We start from the raw sequence: 16,278 nt of genomic DNA, 5'->3' as shown, positions 1-16,278 counted from the left end.
AGCTTCAGTGCGTGTAATTGAAAAGGGCATATTTGCCAGGTGCGCTGGCGCGTCTGCTGCGGCATAAGGGCTATTCGCAGCGCTGAGGCTTTTACGTTGGGCCAGGAGCCTCACGCATGGATGCGTGAGGCAGTTCGGGGCGGCCAGGACGGCCGATCCACGAACGATCCGACGGCACGACGTGAAAGCCGAAGGCACCGCGCCAGCGGCGCGAGGACGGCCCGTGACGCAGCTGATGTGTCAGAGCCCACACCAGATTTAAAAAGCATTAGGCCATCTGGCCGCCTTTCTTATTACGCTACAACTGGCATCCCGGACACCAGTAAAACGGCCGCGATGACAGCACGCCCTTTTCTATCGCCGCGCCACACCGCCGACATTTTTTGCCCTGCCGATGAAACACCTCGAAGCGAAACGCTGCCTCTTCGTGATATTTCTTCATGCTGCCACGCATCTGATACGACAAACGCGGCACCGCCAACATCGCTTCACTTAATGCCGTCAGCTGCTGCTCGCTGAGATCCTGCGCCCGATGCGACGCCAGCAATCCGGCGTGCCACAAAATCTCCACGCGCAGATAGTTGCCGAGGCCGGCTAAAAAGGCCTGATCGAGTAACAAGCCGCTGAACTGGCGACGGCGAAAACGCGGCGACAGCAAACGCTCGCGCACCTCTTCCACCGTTAAACTGGCATCCAGCACATCCGGGCCTACACGTTGCAAAAACGGATGCGCCGCTAAGGTATCAGCATTGAGCAGCTCAATATCCGACGCGCTATACAGCAAAATGGTTTTATCCGCAGTCGCTAGCCGCACGCGCAGCTGACGTGTGGTATTCGGCTGCGTGCCGGTTGGCACCACGCGCCACACGCCGTACAGCTGATTGTGGCTGTAGAGCGTTAGCCCGTTGGAGAAGTGGGTGAGCAGCGCTTTACCGCGTGTTTCAAAGGCGTTGATGGTGGCATCCATCAGCGCCGGTTCGTAGGTTTTCAGCTGTGGAAAGGCAAACCACACATCGGTAAGTGGTTTGCCGACCATCGCCTCTGCCAGTTGATCCGCCGCGCGGCGGATCTCCGGTCCCTCAGGCATAAAAACTCCTGTTAATGCGTGGCGCCACCGACGACGCGGATATCATTTTCGGTGCTCAGGATCACCTGCAGCGAAGTTTCCAGCGCCTGAATCACACTTGACGTCGCCATGCTGGCCACACCGGGGTGGTGCACCGCTTGCTCCGGCATATACGGGATGTGGATAAAACCGCCGCGCGCCTTGCTGTTGGTGGTGTGGATCCAGTGCAGCAGGCTGTACATCACGTGGTTACAGGTGAAGGTGCCGGCGGTTTGCGATACCGAAGCCGGTACGCCAACTTCGCGCAGCGCGGCAACCATCGCTTTGATCGGCAGCGTGGAGAAATAGGCCGCCGGGCCATCCGCCTCAATCGGTTGGTCGATAGGTTGCTGCTGGTTGTTATCCGGAATACGTGCGTCGTCCACGTTAATCGCGACACGTTCAACCGTAATATCGGCGCGACCGCCAGCTTGCCCGACGCACAGCACGCGATCGGGTTGAATCTCGTCCAGCGCGCGCGTCAGCACTTCACCGCAGGTGGCAAACACCACCGGCAGCTGGCGTACCACAATGCGCGCACCGGCGATCTCTTTGCCGTCGAAGGTGCGTACTGCTTCCCACGAAGGGTTGATGGTTTCACCACCAAAGGGCTCAAACGCCGTCATTAACACCGTTTTCATTGCAACCTCATAAGAACATCAGGAAGTAGAGCAGGAAAATATTCACTACCAACAGTAGCACACCGGTTGGCACCTGAGCCTTGATCACCGCGTTACGGTCCGGTAGCTCCAGCAGGCGCGCTGGCACGATGTTGAAGTTGGCCGCCATTGGCGTCATTAGCGTGCCGCAATAGCCGGAGAACATCCCAATCGCCGCCATCACCGCCGGATTGCCGCCGTGCTGCAGCACCAGAATAGGAATACCAATGCCGGCGGTCACAATCGGGAAGGCAGCAAAGGCGTTACCCATCACCATGGTCAGCAACGCCATACCCACCGCATAGACCGCGACGGCAATCAGGCGATTATCCACCGCCAGATACTGCTCGGTGAGATGCGAAATCGCCGTGCCGACACCGGCGCTGGTGAATAGCAGGCCAAGCGTGGCCAGAATCTGCGGCAGGATAAACGCCCAACCCACCGCATCCTGCAGGCGACGGGTTTCCTGCATCGACTGCAACGGCTTTTCATGGGTAATTTTCAACGCGATCAGCCAGCCCAGCAGGCAACCAATCATCATGGAGAATAGCGTCACCAATGTGGAGTGATTACCGGGACCAAACACGCTGTCCTGCAAACCGGGAATATGGTTAAACGCCAGCACGCCAATCACCGTTACCAGCGGAATCGCCAGCGCTGGCAGGAACAGCTTGTTATGTAGGCGTTTAGCGCTTTCCTGTTTCTGCTCATCGCTACGTTGATGATAACGACCCAGACGCACGCCGCCGAAACCGGCTATTAACGCCATCAACACCACGGCCACGCCCACGCCGATGTGCAACCAGCGGCGGCCCAGTTCGGCATCGCCCGCCCATTGTCCCATCAGCTGGTAAGCACCCTCACCAATCAGGAAAATCAGACCATACAATGCCCAGAACAGCCCGGTGGTAAAACGACGCGGGTTAGCGCTGTCACGCCAGGAAAGCACGGCGACCACCAGCAGGATCACGCCTGCCAGCCACATCAAATATTGTTGCTGGAACATTACTTCCCTCCTTTGGCGTTCAGCGCCTGCTGGTTTAACGCGCCCAATTCACGCGACAGCTGGCGATCGAGACGCACCAAACGGGCTGAATGAATGAGGAAAGCACAGAGCGCGGTAGGGATGCCCCACAGCGCAATATGCAGCGGTTCGGTGCTGATACCGGCAGATTCCTGCATGAAGTTATGCATGAAGATAATCGCGCCAAAGGCAACGAAGATATCCTCGCCGAAGAACAGACCGATGTTATCGGTCGCCGCAGACATGGCGCGCAGACGATGGCGCACGTCTGGCGGGACGTCACCGTAACGGTTTTCGGTAGCGCCTTCAGCCATCGGCGCCAGCAGCGGACGTACCATCTGCGGATGGCCACCGAGGCTGGTCAAACCCAGCGCGGCGGTGGCTTCACGCACAAACAGGTAGACGATCAGTAAGCGTCCGGCGGTGGCGGTTTTGATCTGCGCGATCCAGCTTTGCGCGCGCTCCTTCAGGCCATGACGCTCCAGCAGGCCGATAACCGCCAGCGGCAGCAGCAGAATCAGCGGCAGGTTACGCGTATTGAGGAAGCCCGAGCCGAGTTTTTCCAGAATGTCTGCCAGCGGCAGATGTGCCGCCAGCCCGGTGACGAAGCCCGCCACAATTACCACCAGCACCGGGTTAAAGCGCAGCACAAAACCCAGAATGATGGCGGCGATACCCAACAGCGGCCAGAGGTTTACCACGTTATCCATGTTGTTCCCTTATGTGAAAAGACAAAGCCCGGCGTGATGCCGGGCAATGAGTAAAAACGTTATGCGCTGGTGACCGCAATCTGATTGGTCGCAAACGCCGCGCGCAGCGTGCGGGCGAACTGCAGCGCATGTGCGCCATCGCCATGTAAACAGACGGTTTCAGCGTTAACCTTGACCCATTCTCCGCTGATGCTCTGCACCTGACGCTGCTGTACCATCGCCAGCGTTTGCGCCAGCGCCTGGTCGGCATCTTCAATCATCGCGTGCGGCTGGCTGCGTGGCACTAGCGCCCCGCTCGCCAGATAGCCGCGATCGGCAAACACCTCTTCGCGGGTGCGCAGACCATGATGCGCCGCCGCCGCAATCAATGCGCTGCCCGCCAAACCCACCAGAATCAATCCGGCATCCACGGCTTTCACCGCGCGTGCGATGGCATCCGCCAGTTGCGGATCGCCCGCCGCCTGGTTGTACAGCATGCCGTGCGGCTTGACGTGCACCAGCCGTTCGCCTTCGCTCTCCGCAATGCTTTTCAACGCACCAATCTGGTAGATCATCTGCGCATATACGGTTTCTGGCGGCAGCTGCATGGCGGTACGACCAAAGTTTTCCCGATCGGGGAAACTCGGATGGGCACCAATCGCCACGCCAGACGCTTTGGCCCAGCGCACCGATTGCAGCATGGTTTGCGCATCACCGGCGTGAAAGCCGCAGGCGATATTGGCTGAACTCACCAGCGTCAGCAGTTCCTGATCGCTGGCGCTGCCTTCGCCGAGATCGGCGTTAAGATCAATCTTCATGTGCCAATCCCCAGGCTATTTGGTCGAAGGAACGTTGTTGATGCTGTTTGGCGTGAATCGCATCTTCCAGCGTGCAGTGGATAAAGTGAATCGGTTCGCCGAGGCGAATTTGCGCCAGATGATAGAGATCGGCTTCGATGATGCAGGCAATGCGCGGATAGCCGCCGGTAGTTTGTGCGTCCGCCATCAACACAATCGGCTGACCATTAGGCGGCACCTGCACCACGCCAGGCACTAAACCGTGCGACAGCAAATCGCGCGTTGCATCGCGATGCAGTTGACGTCCCTGCAGGCGATAGCCCATGCGGTTACTTTGCGGACTGAGCTTCCACGGGCTACGCCAGAAACCCTGCTGCGCCTCACGCGAGAACTCATTATATTCCGGGCCCGCTAAGGCGCGGATGCGGTTGCCCCACAGCAGCTGACGTACGCCGGCTTTATCTTTGAAGTCGCGCGTTGGTTTACCCAGCGGCAGTTCGTCGCCATCCTGCAGTTTACGTCCCTGCCAACCACCAAACGCCGCCTTAAGATCGGTACTCACCGAACCGAGCATTTCCGGCACGGCAAAACCACCGTTGACCGCCAGATAGCTGCGCATACCGCGCGTTGGCGTTGCCAGCGTCAGCACCTGCCCTTTTTTCACCGGCAGACGCCAGCCGGTCCAGACCGGTTTGCCATCCAGATCGGCATTGCAGCCCGCACCCGTCAGCGCAAACCAGCCGTCACGGGTAAACTGCGCTTTAAATTGTCCCAGCACGATTTCCAGCACCGCGCTCTGCTCGGGGTTGCCCACCAGCATATTGGCGGTGCGCATTGCTGGTTGATCGAGCGCGCCGCCTACACTGATGCCGTATTGGCGGAAGCCGGTGCGGCCGTGGTCTTGTAGCGAGGTCATCATGCCCGCGCGGAGAATTTTCAACATACGCCCTCCTGCTGCGGCACAAAGCGCACGCTATCGCCGGGGCGTAACAGTGTCGGTGGATGCTGGAGTGGATCGAACAGGCTAAGTGGTGTGTGACCAATCAGTTGCCAGCCGCCAGGCGCGGCTAACGGATAAATACCGGTTTGGCTGCCGCCGATGCCCACCGAGCCGCTCGGCACAATCACGCGCGGTTCCGCGCGGCGCGGCGTGTGTAAACGCTCATCCAGGCCGCCGAGATAGGGGAAACCCGGCTGGAAGCCGATGAAATAGACCACGTAATCGATGCTGCTGTGCAGTTCTACCGCTTGCTTTGGCGTCATGTTGGCGCGATCCGCCACCACCTGCAGATCGGGCCCGCCTGCGCCGCCGTACACCACCGGGATTTCAACGCGGCGCGATTCCGGCAGCTGCGCTTCGCTCTCTTCCCACCAGCGCTGTAAACGCTCAATGGCGTCCAATGCATTGAGTTGCGGATCGCGCAGCAGCAACGTCAGGTTGTTCATTCCAGGAATCACTTCCTCTACCTGCTCGTGCTGCTGCAGTCGCTGACACAATCCCCAGATGCGCTGCTGACTGGTCAACGAAACCGGCGGTTCCAGTTCCAGCACCACCGCGCGCTCACCTAGCAGATAACAACGTGCTCGTTGCAAAAACAACCTCCTGGTCAAATTCAAAACATAACGTAGGGTCGCCATTCATGGCGACCGGGCATCACGTTTATGCGTAAAGGCCATAAGTTATGCGAAAGTGACAGAGATGTGTCAACAGATTTGCGCCCTTAACGCAGGTTAAGGGCGTGAGAATGGAAGAATCAGGCAGGATTATCGATGTCGATAAAGGTCACATCAAGGCCATGATGGGCGGCTAACCATTCGCCCAGCGCCTTGATGCCGCCGCGTTCGGTCGCGTGGTGTCCAGCGGCAAAGAAGTGCAAACCTTGTTCGCGCGCGCTGTGAATGGTTTGCTCAGAAACTTCACCGGTAATAAAGGCATCGACGCCAAAGGCTGCCGCGCTATCAATAAAGCCCTGACCGCCGCCGCTGCACCAGGCAACGCGCTTGATCACTGCCGGCGCGTTATCGCCGCAGTGCAGCGGTGTGCGACCTAGACGCTGGGCAATTTTTTCCGCCAGCGCCGCGCCACTTAAAGGTTCTGCCAATTCGCCCCACGGCACCAGCGGCTGAATCTCGCCTTTCACTTCAATATCAAACAGACGCGCCAGCTGCGCGTTATTACCCAACTCGGGATGCGCATCCAGCGGCAGATGCCAGCCATACAGGTTGATATTATTGGCCAGCAGCGTGCGCAGACGCTGGCGCTTCATGCCTTTAATCACCGGCGCTTCGCTTTTCCAGAAGTATCCGTGATGCACCAGCACCGCATCAGCGTTGCGCTTCACCGCTTCATCCAGCAGCGCCTGGCAGGCGGTGACGCCGGTGATGAGGGTTTTCACCTCGGCGCGCCCTTCCACCTGCAAACCGTTCGGCGCATAGTCGCTGAAGGCGCTGTTATTCAGCTGCTGATTGACGATCTGTTCTAACTCGACATTATTCATTACGGCTCCCTGACCGCCTCAAGCCGCGCTGCGAGCGCGCTCAAAGGCGTCTAGTGTCTTTTTACGTGCGTCCTTATGTTCCACGATTGGCGCGGGATAATCGAGTTTCTTGTTATTTTTCTGCGCCCATACCTGCGGCTGATGGATATCGCTATCGGGTACTTCCTTTAATTCCGGCAGCCACTCACGGATAAACGCGCCCTGTTTATCGAAGCGCTCTCCCTGCGTAGTGGGATTGAAGATACGAAAATAGGGCGCGGCATCGGTGCCGGTTGACGCGGCCCACTGCCAGCCGCCGTTGTTGGCGGCCAGATCGCCATCGATCAGTTGCTGCATGAAATAACGCTCACCTTCACGCCAGTCGATCAATAGGTCCTTCACCAGGAAACTGGCGGTAATCATGCGCAAGCGATTATGCATCCAGCCGAGCGTGTTGAGCTGACGCATGGCCGCATCAACAATCGGATAGCCGGTTTTGCCCTGTTGCCAGGCGTTGAGATGTGCTTCGTTTTGCTGCCAATCGACGTTGCGCGTCCAGTCGACAAACGGCTGATGCTTACACAGCGCGGGAAATGCCACCATCAGATGACGATAGAATTCGCGCCAGATCAGTTCGTTCAGCCAGGTAAAAGCCTTGCCTTCGTTGAGCGCATCGGGATGCTCTTTTAATACGCGATGCAGACACTGACGCGGCGACAACACGCCAGTCGCCAGATAGGCCGATAACCGGCTGGTACCGTCAATGGCCGGCAAATCACGTTGATCCGGATAATGTTGCACCGCCTGTTTGGCGAAGTGGCGCAGCTGTTTTAATGCGGCCTCTTCACCCGCCGGAAACACGGTTTCATCAAAGGCTTCACAGGGATAATCAAAGGCGGGGATCTTCTTTTTGATGCTGATGGGCGCGCCGTCACGCGCTTTCGGCGCGTGATAGCACTCAGGTAAGCTTTGGTGCAGGCGACGAACAAAAGCTCTGCTGAACGGCGTGAATACCTTGAACATGGTGTTGCTGCCGGTTTGCACGCTGCCCGGCGGCAACAGCAGGCTGTCGTCGAATCCCTGACAAATCACGCTCTGCGCATCCAGACGTTTCTCCGCCTGCACATCGCGTTCTCGTTCGTTGATTTCGTACTGATAATTGTAGAACAGCGCATCAACTTGCTGCTGCTGGCAAAACTCCACCAGATAATCAATCGAAGCGGCAAAGTCATCACACTGATGGTGGTGCAAAGGAATGCCGCGTTCGGCCAGCGATGCCTGCAACAAAAGGAGATTTTGCTGGATGAACGCCGCCTGCTTTGGCGCCATGTGGTGCTGCTGCCACTGCTGCGGTGTGGCGATAAACAGCGCAATCACGTTGGCCTGGCTATCGCGGCAGGCAGCGGCCAGCGCCATGTTGTCATTGATGCGCAGATCGTTACGCAGCCAAACTAAATGGGTGGTCATAAAGCCCCGAAATTATTGGCCGTAGCGCAAACGCAGCGCTTCCGGATAAGGATCAAAGTAGCGCTGCTGTGCCAGCCACGGATGCGGGTATTCCGCCATGTAGTGTTTCAGCATGGTGATCGGTGCTAACAGCGGCTGTACGCCCTGACGATAACGATCAATCAGTTGCGCCAGCTCCTGCCGCTGCGGCGAACTCAGTTGCGGACGGAAGTAGCCTTGTACATGCATCAGCACGTTGGTGTGATTACGTCGCGATGCCTGATGTGACATCAGGTGCATCAGGCGATTGCGGTACTCAAAGGCGTAATCCTCCAGCGAATCCCACTGATCCATCGCCGCGACAAACCGACCCATTTCGCGATACTCATCCTGCGCGTGAGAAAGCAGCAGCAGTTTGTAGCGACTGTGAAAGGCCATCAACTTGTGACGTGATAATCCGCTGCGCCACATTTCGTTGAATTCATGCAGCGCGTAAACGCGGCCAATAAAGTTTTCACGGATAGCGTCATCGTGCAGACGACCATCCTCTTCCAGCGGCAGCCACGGCATCTCTTTCTGCAGAAATGCAGTAAAGATGCCGGTGCCTGCTTTACGGTTGTTGTTGGTTTCAGGCTCGTAAACGCGGACGCGTTCCAATCCACAGCTTGGCGATTTGGCACACAGAATGTAGCCGCACAGATGATGCAGCGACTTCACCCGCTCAGCAGACCAGCGCTGCATCTGTTCTGTCACCTCTTCGCCGCCCTCTTTACTGAAACAGAGATGGATATTTTCATCGCTCTCTTTTACCAGCCGCAAAGCCGGACGGGGCGTCGGTAAGCCAATCGCCATTTCAGGACATACAGGTTCAAAGCGCACAAATGGCACGAGTTCGTCCGTGGCGAAGGCAAAACGTTTGTGGCCGCCATCAAATCGGACGTTATCTCCGAGCAGGCAAGCGCTGATACCAACAGGAATTTTCTCGCTCATACTTGTACAACCTCAGAAATCTTGTAGAGGTTTTAAGTGTAGCTGAAATGCGCGGGGATAACAGCGGGAACGCGCGGTGGACATGAAAATTATCGATAAAAAAACCCGGCGCTTCGCGGGAAGTCGCCGGGTTAATACTGCGCTGAAATCGCTTACCAGTGAATGCCGGCAGCCGCTTCCGACTGCGCCAGCCAAACCGGTTTAGTGCTGGTTTTGCACCACATACGATGCAGGTAACTGTACAAACGCGCGCGATCCGAGCGGAATAACATCACTGGCAGCGCCAGCAAACCGATTGCTACCACCAGCACGCGGCGCAGTACGATTTTATACAGTGGATATGATCGATCCATTTTTTGGCCCCCTTGTGGTAAACATTGCGTTGAAATGTGATCTGGTTCAGATATTACCCGTTGTTGTGTAATTTTACTACTCATCCGACCACTATATTTGCGCTTTTTTTCATCAATATGTGTTGTGATGAAACTTAGTTACAAAATTGTGAATTCCACGATCTCTTGAAGTTAAAAACTTCGTGACGGACGCCGGGCTGCTTTATTGCTAAAGTGGTGCGTTAACTTTTTTGCCGCTGGAGGCAGCGTGACGACCATCTTGATAGTGGAAGATGAAAAAGAGATTCGCCGTTTCGTGCGCCTGGCGCTGGAGAGCGAAGGCCTGAAAATTGTGGAAGCGGAGCAACTGCAGCGCGGCCTGATTGAAGCGGCAACGCGTAAGCCCGATCTGGTGATCCTCGATCTCGGCTTGCCGGATGGTGATGGCAATGACTTTATCCGTGAAGTGCGCCAGTGGAGCAGCATGCCGGTGATTGTGCTGTCTGCGCGTAGCGATGAGCAGGATAAGATTGATGCGCTGGATGCCGGTGCGGATGATTACCTCACCAAGCCGTTTGGCATTGGTGAACTGCTGGCGCGTGTGCGTGTGGCGCTGCGTCGCCATCAAAGCAGCCAGCCTGAACCGATTGTAACATTTGGCGAAGTGAGCGTCGATTTGGCGGCGCGCCGCGTGCTGCGCAACCAACATGAAGTGCATTTGACGCCGACCGAATTTCGTCTGCTGAGCTTACTGCTGAATAATGCCGGAAAAGTGCTGACTCAGCGTCAATTGCTGAATCAGGTTTGGGGCCCGAATGCGGTGGAGCACAGCCACTATTTGCGCATCTATATGGGCCACTTGCGGCAGAAGCTGGAAGCGAATCCCACCCAGCCCAGCCATTTGCTGACCGAAACCGGTATCGGCTACCGATTTATGCCATAAAAAAAGGCCGCTAAGCGGCCTTTTTCTTAATTGCCCAATCAGGCGTTTTTCAGTACTTCGCTAACAATCTCAACCGCTTCTTTCTCGATTTGCTGACGATGTTCAGCACCTAGGAAGCTTTCGCAGTAGATTTTGTAAGCGTCTTCTGTACCTGATGGACGCGCGGCAAACCAGCCGTTTTCAGTCATCACTTTCAGACCACCGATTGACGCACCGTTACCCGGCGCGGCAGTCAGGCGTGCGGTGATCGGATCACCCGCCAGCGTATCAGCGCTCACCATTTCTGGTGACAGCTTGGACAGCGCCGCTTTCTGTGCCGAAGTCGCCGGAGCCTGCAGACGGTTATAGCTTGGCGCACCAAAGCGCTCTGCCAGCTCGTCATAATGCTGCTGCGGGTTCTTGCCGGTGACCGCGGTGATTTCAGCGGCCAGCAGACACATAATGATGCCGTCTTTATCGGTTGACCAGGCGGAGCCATCGAAACGCAGGAAGGATGCGCCCGCGCTCTCTTCACCGCCGAAACCGAAGCTGCCATCGAACAGACCATCAACGAACCATTTGAACCCAACCGGTACTTCTACCAGCTTGCGGCCAATGTCGTTGACGACGCGGTCGATCATTGCGCTGGAAACCAGGGTTTTACCAACAGCAACCTCTTTGCCCCACTGTGGACGATGCTGGAACAGGTAGTTGATCGCAACCGCCAGATAGTGGTTCGGATTCATCAGACCCGCAGGCGTGACGATGCCATGGCGGTCGTAATCAGGATCGTTGCCAAAGGCCAGGTCGAATTTATCTTTGTATGCCAGCAAGCCGGCCATCGCGCATTCAGATGAGCAGTCCATACGCACCACACCATCTTTATCCAGATGCATGAAGCGGAAAGTCTGGTCGATCGCATCGTTAACGATGGTCAGATCCAGCTTGTAGTGCTCAGCAATGCGCTGCCAGTAAGCGATACCGGAGCCGCCTAATGGATCGACGCCAATTTTCAGGCCGGCTTTCTGGATGGCGGCGAAGTCAATCACCTGCGCCAGACCTTCAACGTACGGCTGGATCAGATCCTGCTCAACAATGTGACCGCTTGCCCATGCCTGATCCAGCGGCAGACGTTTCACGTCTTTCAGCTCGCCTTTGATCAGCTGGTTAGCGCGATCTTCCACCACTTTGGTGACGTTGGTATCAGCCGGGCCACCGTTTGGCGGATTGTATTTGATACCGCCATCTTCCGGTGGGTTGTGCGAAGGCGTGATAACAATGCCGTCCGCCTGCGCGCCGCCGCGTTTGTTGTGCTCAAGAATCGCATTAGAGATAGCAGGCGTTGGCGTATAGCCGTTGTCCTGCTGCACAATCACGTCCACGCCGTTAGCGGCCAGCACTTCCAGCACGGACAGAATCGCCGGCTCAGACAGCGCATGCGTGTCTTTACCGACGTAGCATGGACCGGTGATGCCATCCTTTTTGCGCTCTTCAGCAATCGCCTGCGCGATCGCCAAAATGTGCTGTTCGTTGAAGCTTTGGCGTCCCGCGCTGCCGCGGTGGCCTGAAGTGCCAAATTTCACCGCATGATCCGGATTCGCCACATCGGGCTTCAGGACGTAATACTGCGAGGTTAATTGTGCAACGTTAATCAAATCGCTCTGCTGGGCAGGCTGCCCGGCACGGGGGTGATTGGCCATTGGCGCTTCTCCCTGACGCTTCAGTTAAATGGTGCCGCGAACTTTCTCTGTCAGTTCCTGAGGGAACTGCATAGCCAGCATGATGTGTTCCACCATGCTGCATTTGCGACCTGTATTGGTATTCGTGATCACCCAGTACGGCGTGCCGGGAACGTGCTTCGGCTTGGTATGGGTGCCATTTTGCAGCAGCGTGTGCTCGTCGCCCGCAAAGTAGACGCGGGTACGGCCCTGCAACGAGGCAGTCGCTTCAGCAAACGCCGCCGGATCAAGACGATAGAGCGTTGACAGTACCAACATGAAGCGGTTAACCGCCTTATTCTGCTCGGCATATTCATCGGAGAGCAGCAGCTCACGTACCGCACGGACGCGATCCTGAGGACGCGCTTCGCGGCTGGCAGGTTGCGCTTCTTTCACTGATACACCAGCGGCAGGCGCAGCAGGTGCGCTCTGTCCGGCGGTGAACTTCAACATGCGGCGCAAAATATCAGAGGCGCTTTCACCAATGTGCTGCGTGTGGCTGGCAATATAACGGTAGAGTTCTTCGTCAACTTCAATCGTTTTCATCTTTTTCCGTACGATTATGGCAAATGACAGAACCACGCATTAATGCAACGGCCTTAGCAAAATCCAGTCGTGCAAAACGTGAGCGGGTTCTAACATAAGGATTATAAAGTTAAATCCGTGGCAGCCGATAGCGTTGGCAACGTTTCCAGGCAAAAGTCGGAATATGCCCTAATGCCTTCCGGCCTGACTGCTGGACAGGTGAATCCATGATAACCTAAGCCAAGGTCACAACCGTAAGAACTTTAGCCATGATTTTGAACGCCCGTCTGCAAACTGAACAATCTGCCCCCGACGCCACACCGATTCTATTGATCCATGGTCTTTTTGGCAGCCTTGATAACCTTGGCGTGCTGGCGCGTGGGGTGCGTGACGCACGTCCGACGCTGCAGGTTGATGTGCGCAACCACGGCTTGTCGGCACGCAGCGATGAGATGAATTATCACGTGATGGCGCAGGACATCGTCGAAACGCTGGATGCGCACCATATCGATCGCGCGGGTGTGATAGGACACTCGATGGGCGGCAAAATCGCCATGGCGCTCAGTGCCATCGCGCCGGAACGTATCGAAAAAATGGTGATGATCGATATCGCGCCCGTTGATTACCAAACGCGCCGCCATGACGAAATTTTTGCCGCTATTCGGGCCGTGAGCGCCGCGGGCGTCACGCGCCGCAGCGAAGCCGTTGAAGTAATGCGTCAGCATATTGATGAAGAAGGCGTGATCCAGTTCATCCTCAAATCTTTCGCAGAGGGCGAATGGCGCTTTAATGTGCCGGTGCTGTGGGATAACTACAGCACCATTTCCGGCTGGGAAGAGATTCCTGCGTGGCCGCATCCGGCACTGTTTATCCGCGGCGGCGATTCTCCTTATCTGGACAATCAGCATCGCGATGCGCTGCTACGTCAGTTCCCGCAGGCGCATGCACATGTGATCAGCGGAGCTGGACATTGGGTGCACGCCGAGAAACCCGATGCGGTGTTACGCGCCGTTCGGCGTTTTTTTAACCTGTAAAAGCAAAAGCTTGCCGCTTGCGCTTTAGGGTTGGCGTCAGGGAAGGCGCTGGAGTATGATGTCGCGCTAAAAATTTGCCACGGATATTTTTTCACCGTGGTCGGGCCGATAATGTTTTAATCGCGCAGCGCCTTTCCGCCGTTCGCGCCCACTCAGTTTTACAAACCATGGCAAAAGAACAGACAGACCGCACGACGCTTGATCTCTTCGCAGACGAGCGGCGTCCTGGTCGCCCGAAAACCAGCCCGCTGACGCGTGATGAACAGTTACGCATCAACAAACGCAACCAGCTCAAGCGCGATAAAGTGCGTGGGCTGCGTCGTGTTGAGCTGAAGATGTCGAGCGAGGCGGTTGACGCGCTCAGCACGCTGGCCGATCAGCAAAACATCAGTCGCAGCGAATTGATTGAACAAATGCTGCTGGCACAACTCAAACTGTCTTAACGCGCGAAGACCGCACGCTGGAACACAAAGTCACGGCTTTACAAGTTCCGCACTTTTTACCGGTCTGCTATTATTCGCATAACTGTGCAGTCAACTGACTTACTTTCACAATCAGGATTCAAGAGGTTACCTAACCCATGGCAATCGTAGGCATTTTCTTCGGCAGCGATACCGGCAACACTGAAAACATTGCAAAGATGATCCAGAAACAACTGGGTAAAGATGTCGCCGAAGTGCATGACATTGCTAAGAGCACCAAAGAAGATCTCGATGCGTTCGACATCCTGCTGCTGGGCATTCCAACCTGGTATTACGGCGAAGCGCAGTGCGACTGGGATGATTTCTTCCCGACGCTGGAAGAGATTGATTTCAATGGCAAGCTGGTAGCGCTGTTTGGTTGTGGCGATCAGGAAGATTACGCCGAATACTTCTGTGACGCGATGGGCACCATCCGTGACATCATCGAGCCTAACGGTGCGGTGATTGTGGGTCACTGGCCAACCGAAGGCTATCACTTCGAAGCCTCTAAAGGCCTCGCCGATGACAAAAACTTCCTGGGTCTGGCAATTGATGAAGATCGTCAACCAGAATTGACCAACGAACGTGTTGAGAAATGGGTGAAGCAGATCTTCGACGAGTTGCAGCTGAAAGAGATTATTGAAGCTTAATTCCCTGCTCTGCCCGATGTGCGCGCTGCCTCACATCGGGCAACGGAATTTCCTATAAAAATAATAGCTACGGTTTTTTAACTTTTCCCCGCAAATCTGTAGAATACCCGCAATGGTCATCCGCTTATTCCTCTGGCAGTAGAATGAGGCTGAGTGAAATGGAATCCAAAACCCAAGCGTCCTGAAGACATTAGTGACGTTATCCTTACAACCTTTGGTGATTAAGGACGTTGCCTTGGTTTTCATTTCACTGCTTGAGTTCTATAATGAGACGCAAATGAGAATGCGCGTTGACCTAAACATTCAAGGCCCCTGCGCCGCAAGTGACTAGCAAAGTAACAGGACAATATCCGCATGACTGACAACAACTCCGCATTGAAGAAGGCTGGCCTGAAAGTCACGCTACCCAGACTGAAAATTCTGGAAGTGCTTCAGGGACCCGGCCCCGAGTCCCATCACGTCAGTGCGGAAGATTTGTATAAGCGCCTGATCGATATGGGCGAAGAGATTGGTCTGGCAACGGTTTATCGCGTTCTTAACCAGTTTGACGACGCGGGCATCGTAACCCGTCATAACTTTGAAGGCGGTAAGTCTGTCTTCGAACTGACTCAGCAACATCACCATGATCACTTGATCTGCCTTGATTGTGGCAAAGTTATCGAATTCAGCGATGAATCAATCGAAACGCGTCAGCGTGAAATTGCTACTCGCCACGGCATCAAGCTTAGCAACCACAGCCTGTATCTGTATGGTCACTGTGCTCTGGGAGACTGCCGCGAAGACGATACGCTCCACGATAAGTAATTGAGTGTGCTATGCAGTATAAAAAAACCGGCTTAAGCCGGTTTTTTTATATCTGAAATCAGGCAACGAGCGTTTCCTGCAAGTAGCGCCAGCGCGGAATGGCGGTGCTGCAATCCAGCACCGCCAGAGAAATGCGGCTCTGATTGGTGCCATTCATCATCTGCAATTCACGATACTGAATCGTGACTTCCTCACTTTGCTGCGAAATGATGGCGTGCTCACTGGTGGCAATTCGCATCCCTTCACGCTGTCCCTGCAACTGGCGAAACAGTGTTTCCATCTCATTAAGATCAAGCTGTTTACCCTGTGGCGTGACCATTTTGAAGTCGGGATGAAAGTACGACAAGAACAGATCAATGCTGTCATCACTGCCTTCTGCCTGATTAAAAATACGTTCGATAAGCTGATGTAAAACCACCACGCTATGTTTGGCTTCCAGGGCGAGACTTGTCATTTTTTATCCTTTGATTACCCGCAGAGCAACGGCTGAGAGCGCATAGCCTACCTGAAAAAAAGTTTTTCACACTGGCAAATGGTTTAATTTTGCTAAAGTCAGAATAGTCGCAAATAAGGAATTAATGGCTAATTGCAGGGAGCAGCATAAAAGGTCGTATCTGGTTAAATCGAGACAATAAAAAAGGGCGA

At 55.4% G+C, this 16,278-nt stretch carries 19 protein-coding genes; 5 read left to right on the top strand and 14 right to left on the bottom strand.

The features are described 5' to 3' along the window. Positions 1 to 298: 298 nt before the first annotated feature. From nei to AC6I8A_RS06080, 11 genes are all read right to left on the bottom strand, one after another. Positions 299 to 1,087, bottom strand: a complete 789-nt coding sequence (nei, locus tag AC6I8A_RS06130; RefSeq protein ID WP_256695935.1) for an endonuclease VIII — start codon at positions 1,085 to 1,087, stop codon at positions 299 to 301. Positions 1,088 to 1,098: 11 nt separating this feature from the next. After that, complete coding sequence (pcp, locus tag AC6I8A_RS06125) at positions 1,099 to 1,746, bottom strand: pyroglutamyl-peptidase I (protein WP_008107000.1); 648 nt, start codon at positions 1,744 to 1,746, stop codon at positions 1,099 to 1,101. A gap of 7 nt (positions 1,747 to 1,753) precedes the next feature. Next, positions 1,754 to 2,770, bottom strand: coding sequence for a DUF979 domain-containing protein (locus tag AC6I8A_RS06120; protein ID WP_497818185.1), 1,017 nt, complete (start codon positions 2,768 to 2,770; stop codon positions 1,754 to 1,756). Then, on the bottom strand, positions 2,770 to 3,498 hold the full coding sequence (locus tag AC6I8A_RS06115; RefSeq protein WP_008107005.1) for a DUF969 domain-containing protein: 729 nt from the start codon (positions 3,496 to 3,498) through the stop codon (positions 2,770 to 2,772). The genes AC6I8A_RS06120 and AC6I8A_RS06115 overlap by 1 nt, the downstream gene beginning before the upstream one ends. Before the next feature lie 59 nt (positions 3,499 to 3,557). Then, on the bottom strand, positions 3,558 to 4,295 hold the full coding sequence (gene pxpA / locus AC6I8A_RS06110) for a 5-oxoprolinase subunit PxpA (protein ID WP_497818184.1): 738 nt from the start codon (positions 4,293 to 4,295) through the stop codon (positions 3,558 to 3,560). Next, complete coding sequence (gene pxpC / locus AC6I8A_RS06105) at positions 4,285 to 5,217, bottom strand: 5-oxoprolinase subunit PxpC (RefSeq protein WP_154153361.1); 933 nt, start codon at positions 5,215 to 5,217, stop codon at positions 4,285 to 4,287. The genes pxpA and pxpC overlap by 11 nt, the downstream gene beginning before the upstream one ends. Then, positions 5,211 to 5,867 (bottom strand): 5-oxoprolinase subunit PxpB, encoded by a 657-nt coding sequence (gene pxpB / locus AC6I8A_RS06100; RefSeq protein WP_256695930.1) that lies wholly within the window; start codon positions 5,865 to 5,867, stop codon positions 5,211 to 5,213. The genes pxpC and pxpB overlap by 7 nt, the downstream gene beginning before the upstream one ends. Positions 5,868 to 6,028: 161 nt before the next feature. Continuing rightward, positions 6,029 to 6,772, bottom strand: a complete 744-nt coding sequence (locus tag AC6I8A_RS06095; protein ID WP_479490030.1) for a type 2 GTP cyclohydrolase I — start codon at positions 6,770 to 6,772, stop codon at positions 6,029 to 6,031. Positions 6,773 to 6,790: 18 nt separating this feature from the next. Next, on the bottom strand, positions 6,791 to 8,218 hold the full coding sequence (phrB, locus tag AC6I8A_RS06090; protein WP_497818183.1) for a deoxyribodipyrimidine photo-lyase: 1,428 nt from the start codon (positions 8,216 to 8,218) through the stop codon (positions 6,791 to 6,793). A 12-nt stretch (positions 8,219 to 8,230) separates the two neighbouring features. Continuing rightward, positions 8,231 to 9,187: a YbgA family protein gene (locus AC6I8A_RS06085; protein WP_497818182.1), complete on the bottom strand. Its 957-nt coding sequence runs from the start codon at positions 9,185 to 9,187 to the stop codon at positions 8,231 to 8,233. 152 nt (positions 9,188 to 9,339) lie between these two features. After that, positions 9,340 to 9,540, bottom strand: a complete 201-nt coding sequence (locus tag AC6I8A_RS06080; protein ID WP_256695926.1) for a YbfA family protein — start codon at positions 9,538 to 9,540, stop codon at positions 9,340 to 9,342. Between the two features lie 247 nt (positions 9,541 to 9,787). Between AC6I8A_RS06080 and kdpE the strand changes: the two genes are divergently transcribed. Then, on the top strand, positions 9,788 to 10,462 hold the full coding sequence (gene kdpE, locus AC6I8A_RS06075) for a two-component system response regulator KdpE (protein WP_256695924.1): 675 nt from the start codon (positions 9,788 to 9,790) through the stop codon (positions 10,460 to 10,462). 38 nt (positions 10,463 to 10,500) lie between these two features. On the opposite strand, the gene pgm is transcribed toward kdpE, so the two are convergent. Beyond that, the gene (gene pgm, locus AC6I8A_RS06070; RefSeq protein ID WP_436331594.1) at positions 10,501 to 12,141 is read right to left on the bottom strand and encodes a phosphoglucomutase (alpha-D-glucose-1,6-bisphosphate-dependent); all 1,641 of its coding nucleotides are present in this window, start codon (positions 12,139 to 12,141) and stop codon (positions 10,501 to 10,503) included. 24 nt (positions 12,142 to 12,165) lie between these two features. Then, positions 12,166 to 12,705 carry a replication initiation negative regulator SeqA gene (seqA, locus tag AC6I8A_RS06065; RefSeq protein ID WP_479486811.1) on the bottom strand — a complete coding sequence of 180 codons (540 nt, stop codon included), beginning with the start codon at positions 12,703 to 12,705 and terminating at the stop codon, positions 12,166 to 12,168. 248 nt (positions 12,706 to 12,953) lie between these two features. On the opposite strand from seqA, the gene ybfF reads away from it, so the two are divergent. The 4 genes from ybfF to fur all read left to right on the top strand — a co-directional run bounded on the left by ybfF (position 12,954) and on the right by fur (position 15,633). Further along, a complete protein-coding gene (gene ybfF, locus AC6I8A_RS06060; protein WP_497818181.1) occupies positions 12,954 to 13,718 on the top strand; it encodes an esterase in 765 nt (254 codons plus the stop codon). Between the two features lie 167 nt (positions 13,719 to 13,885). Continuing rightward, positions 13,886 to 14,161: a LexA regulated protein gene (gene ybfE / locus AC6I8A_RS06055; protein ID WP_007890670.1), complete on the top strand. Its 276-nt coding sequence runs from the start codon at positions 13,886 to 13,888 to the stop codon at positions 14,159 to 14,161. A 137-nt stretch (positions 14,162 to 14,298) separates the two neighbouring features. Beyond that, on the top strand, positions 14,299 to 14,829 hold the full coding sequence (gene fldA, locus AC6I8A_RS06050) for a flavodoxin FldA (RefSeq protein WP_008107028.1): 531 nt from the start codon (positions 14,299 to 14,301) through the stop codon (positions 14,827 to 14,829). A 354-nt stretch (positions 14,830 to 15,183) separates the two neighbouring features. Beyond that, positions 15,184 to 15,633: a ferric iron uptake transcriptional regulator gene (fur, locus tag AC6I8A_RS06045; protein ID WP_007890672.1), complete on the top strand. Its 450-nt coding sequence runs from the start codon at positions 15,184 to 15,186 to the stop codon at positions 15,631 to 15,633. A 58-nt stretch (positions 15,634 to 15,691) separates the two neighbouring features. Here the strand turns inward: fur and AC6I8A_RS06040 are convergent, their stop codons facing one another. Then, the gene (locus AC6I8A_RS06040) at positions 15,692 to 16,087 is read right to left on the bottom strand and encodes a hypothetical protein (protein ID WP_061717378.1); all 396 of its coding nucleotides are present in this window, start codon (positions 16,085 to 16,087) and stop codon (positions 15,692 to 15,694) included. Positions 16,088 to 16,278: the final 191 nt, after the last annotated feature.

It is taken from the genome of Pantoea sp. X-Soil-ISGK-275, assembly GCF_059730795.1.
Note: the sequence above shows the minus strand (reverse complement) of the source record. Positions and strands in the feature narration are given on the sequence as shown.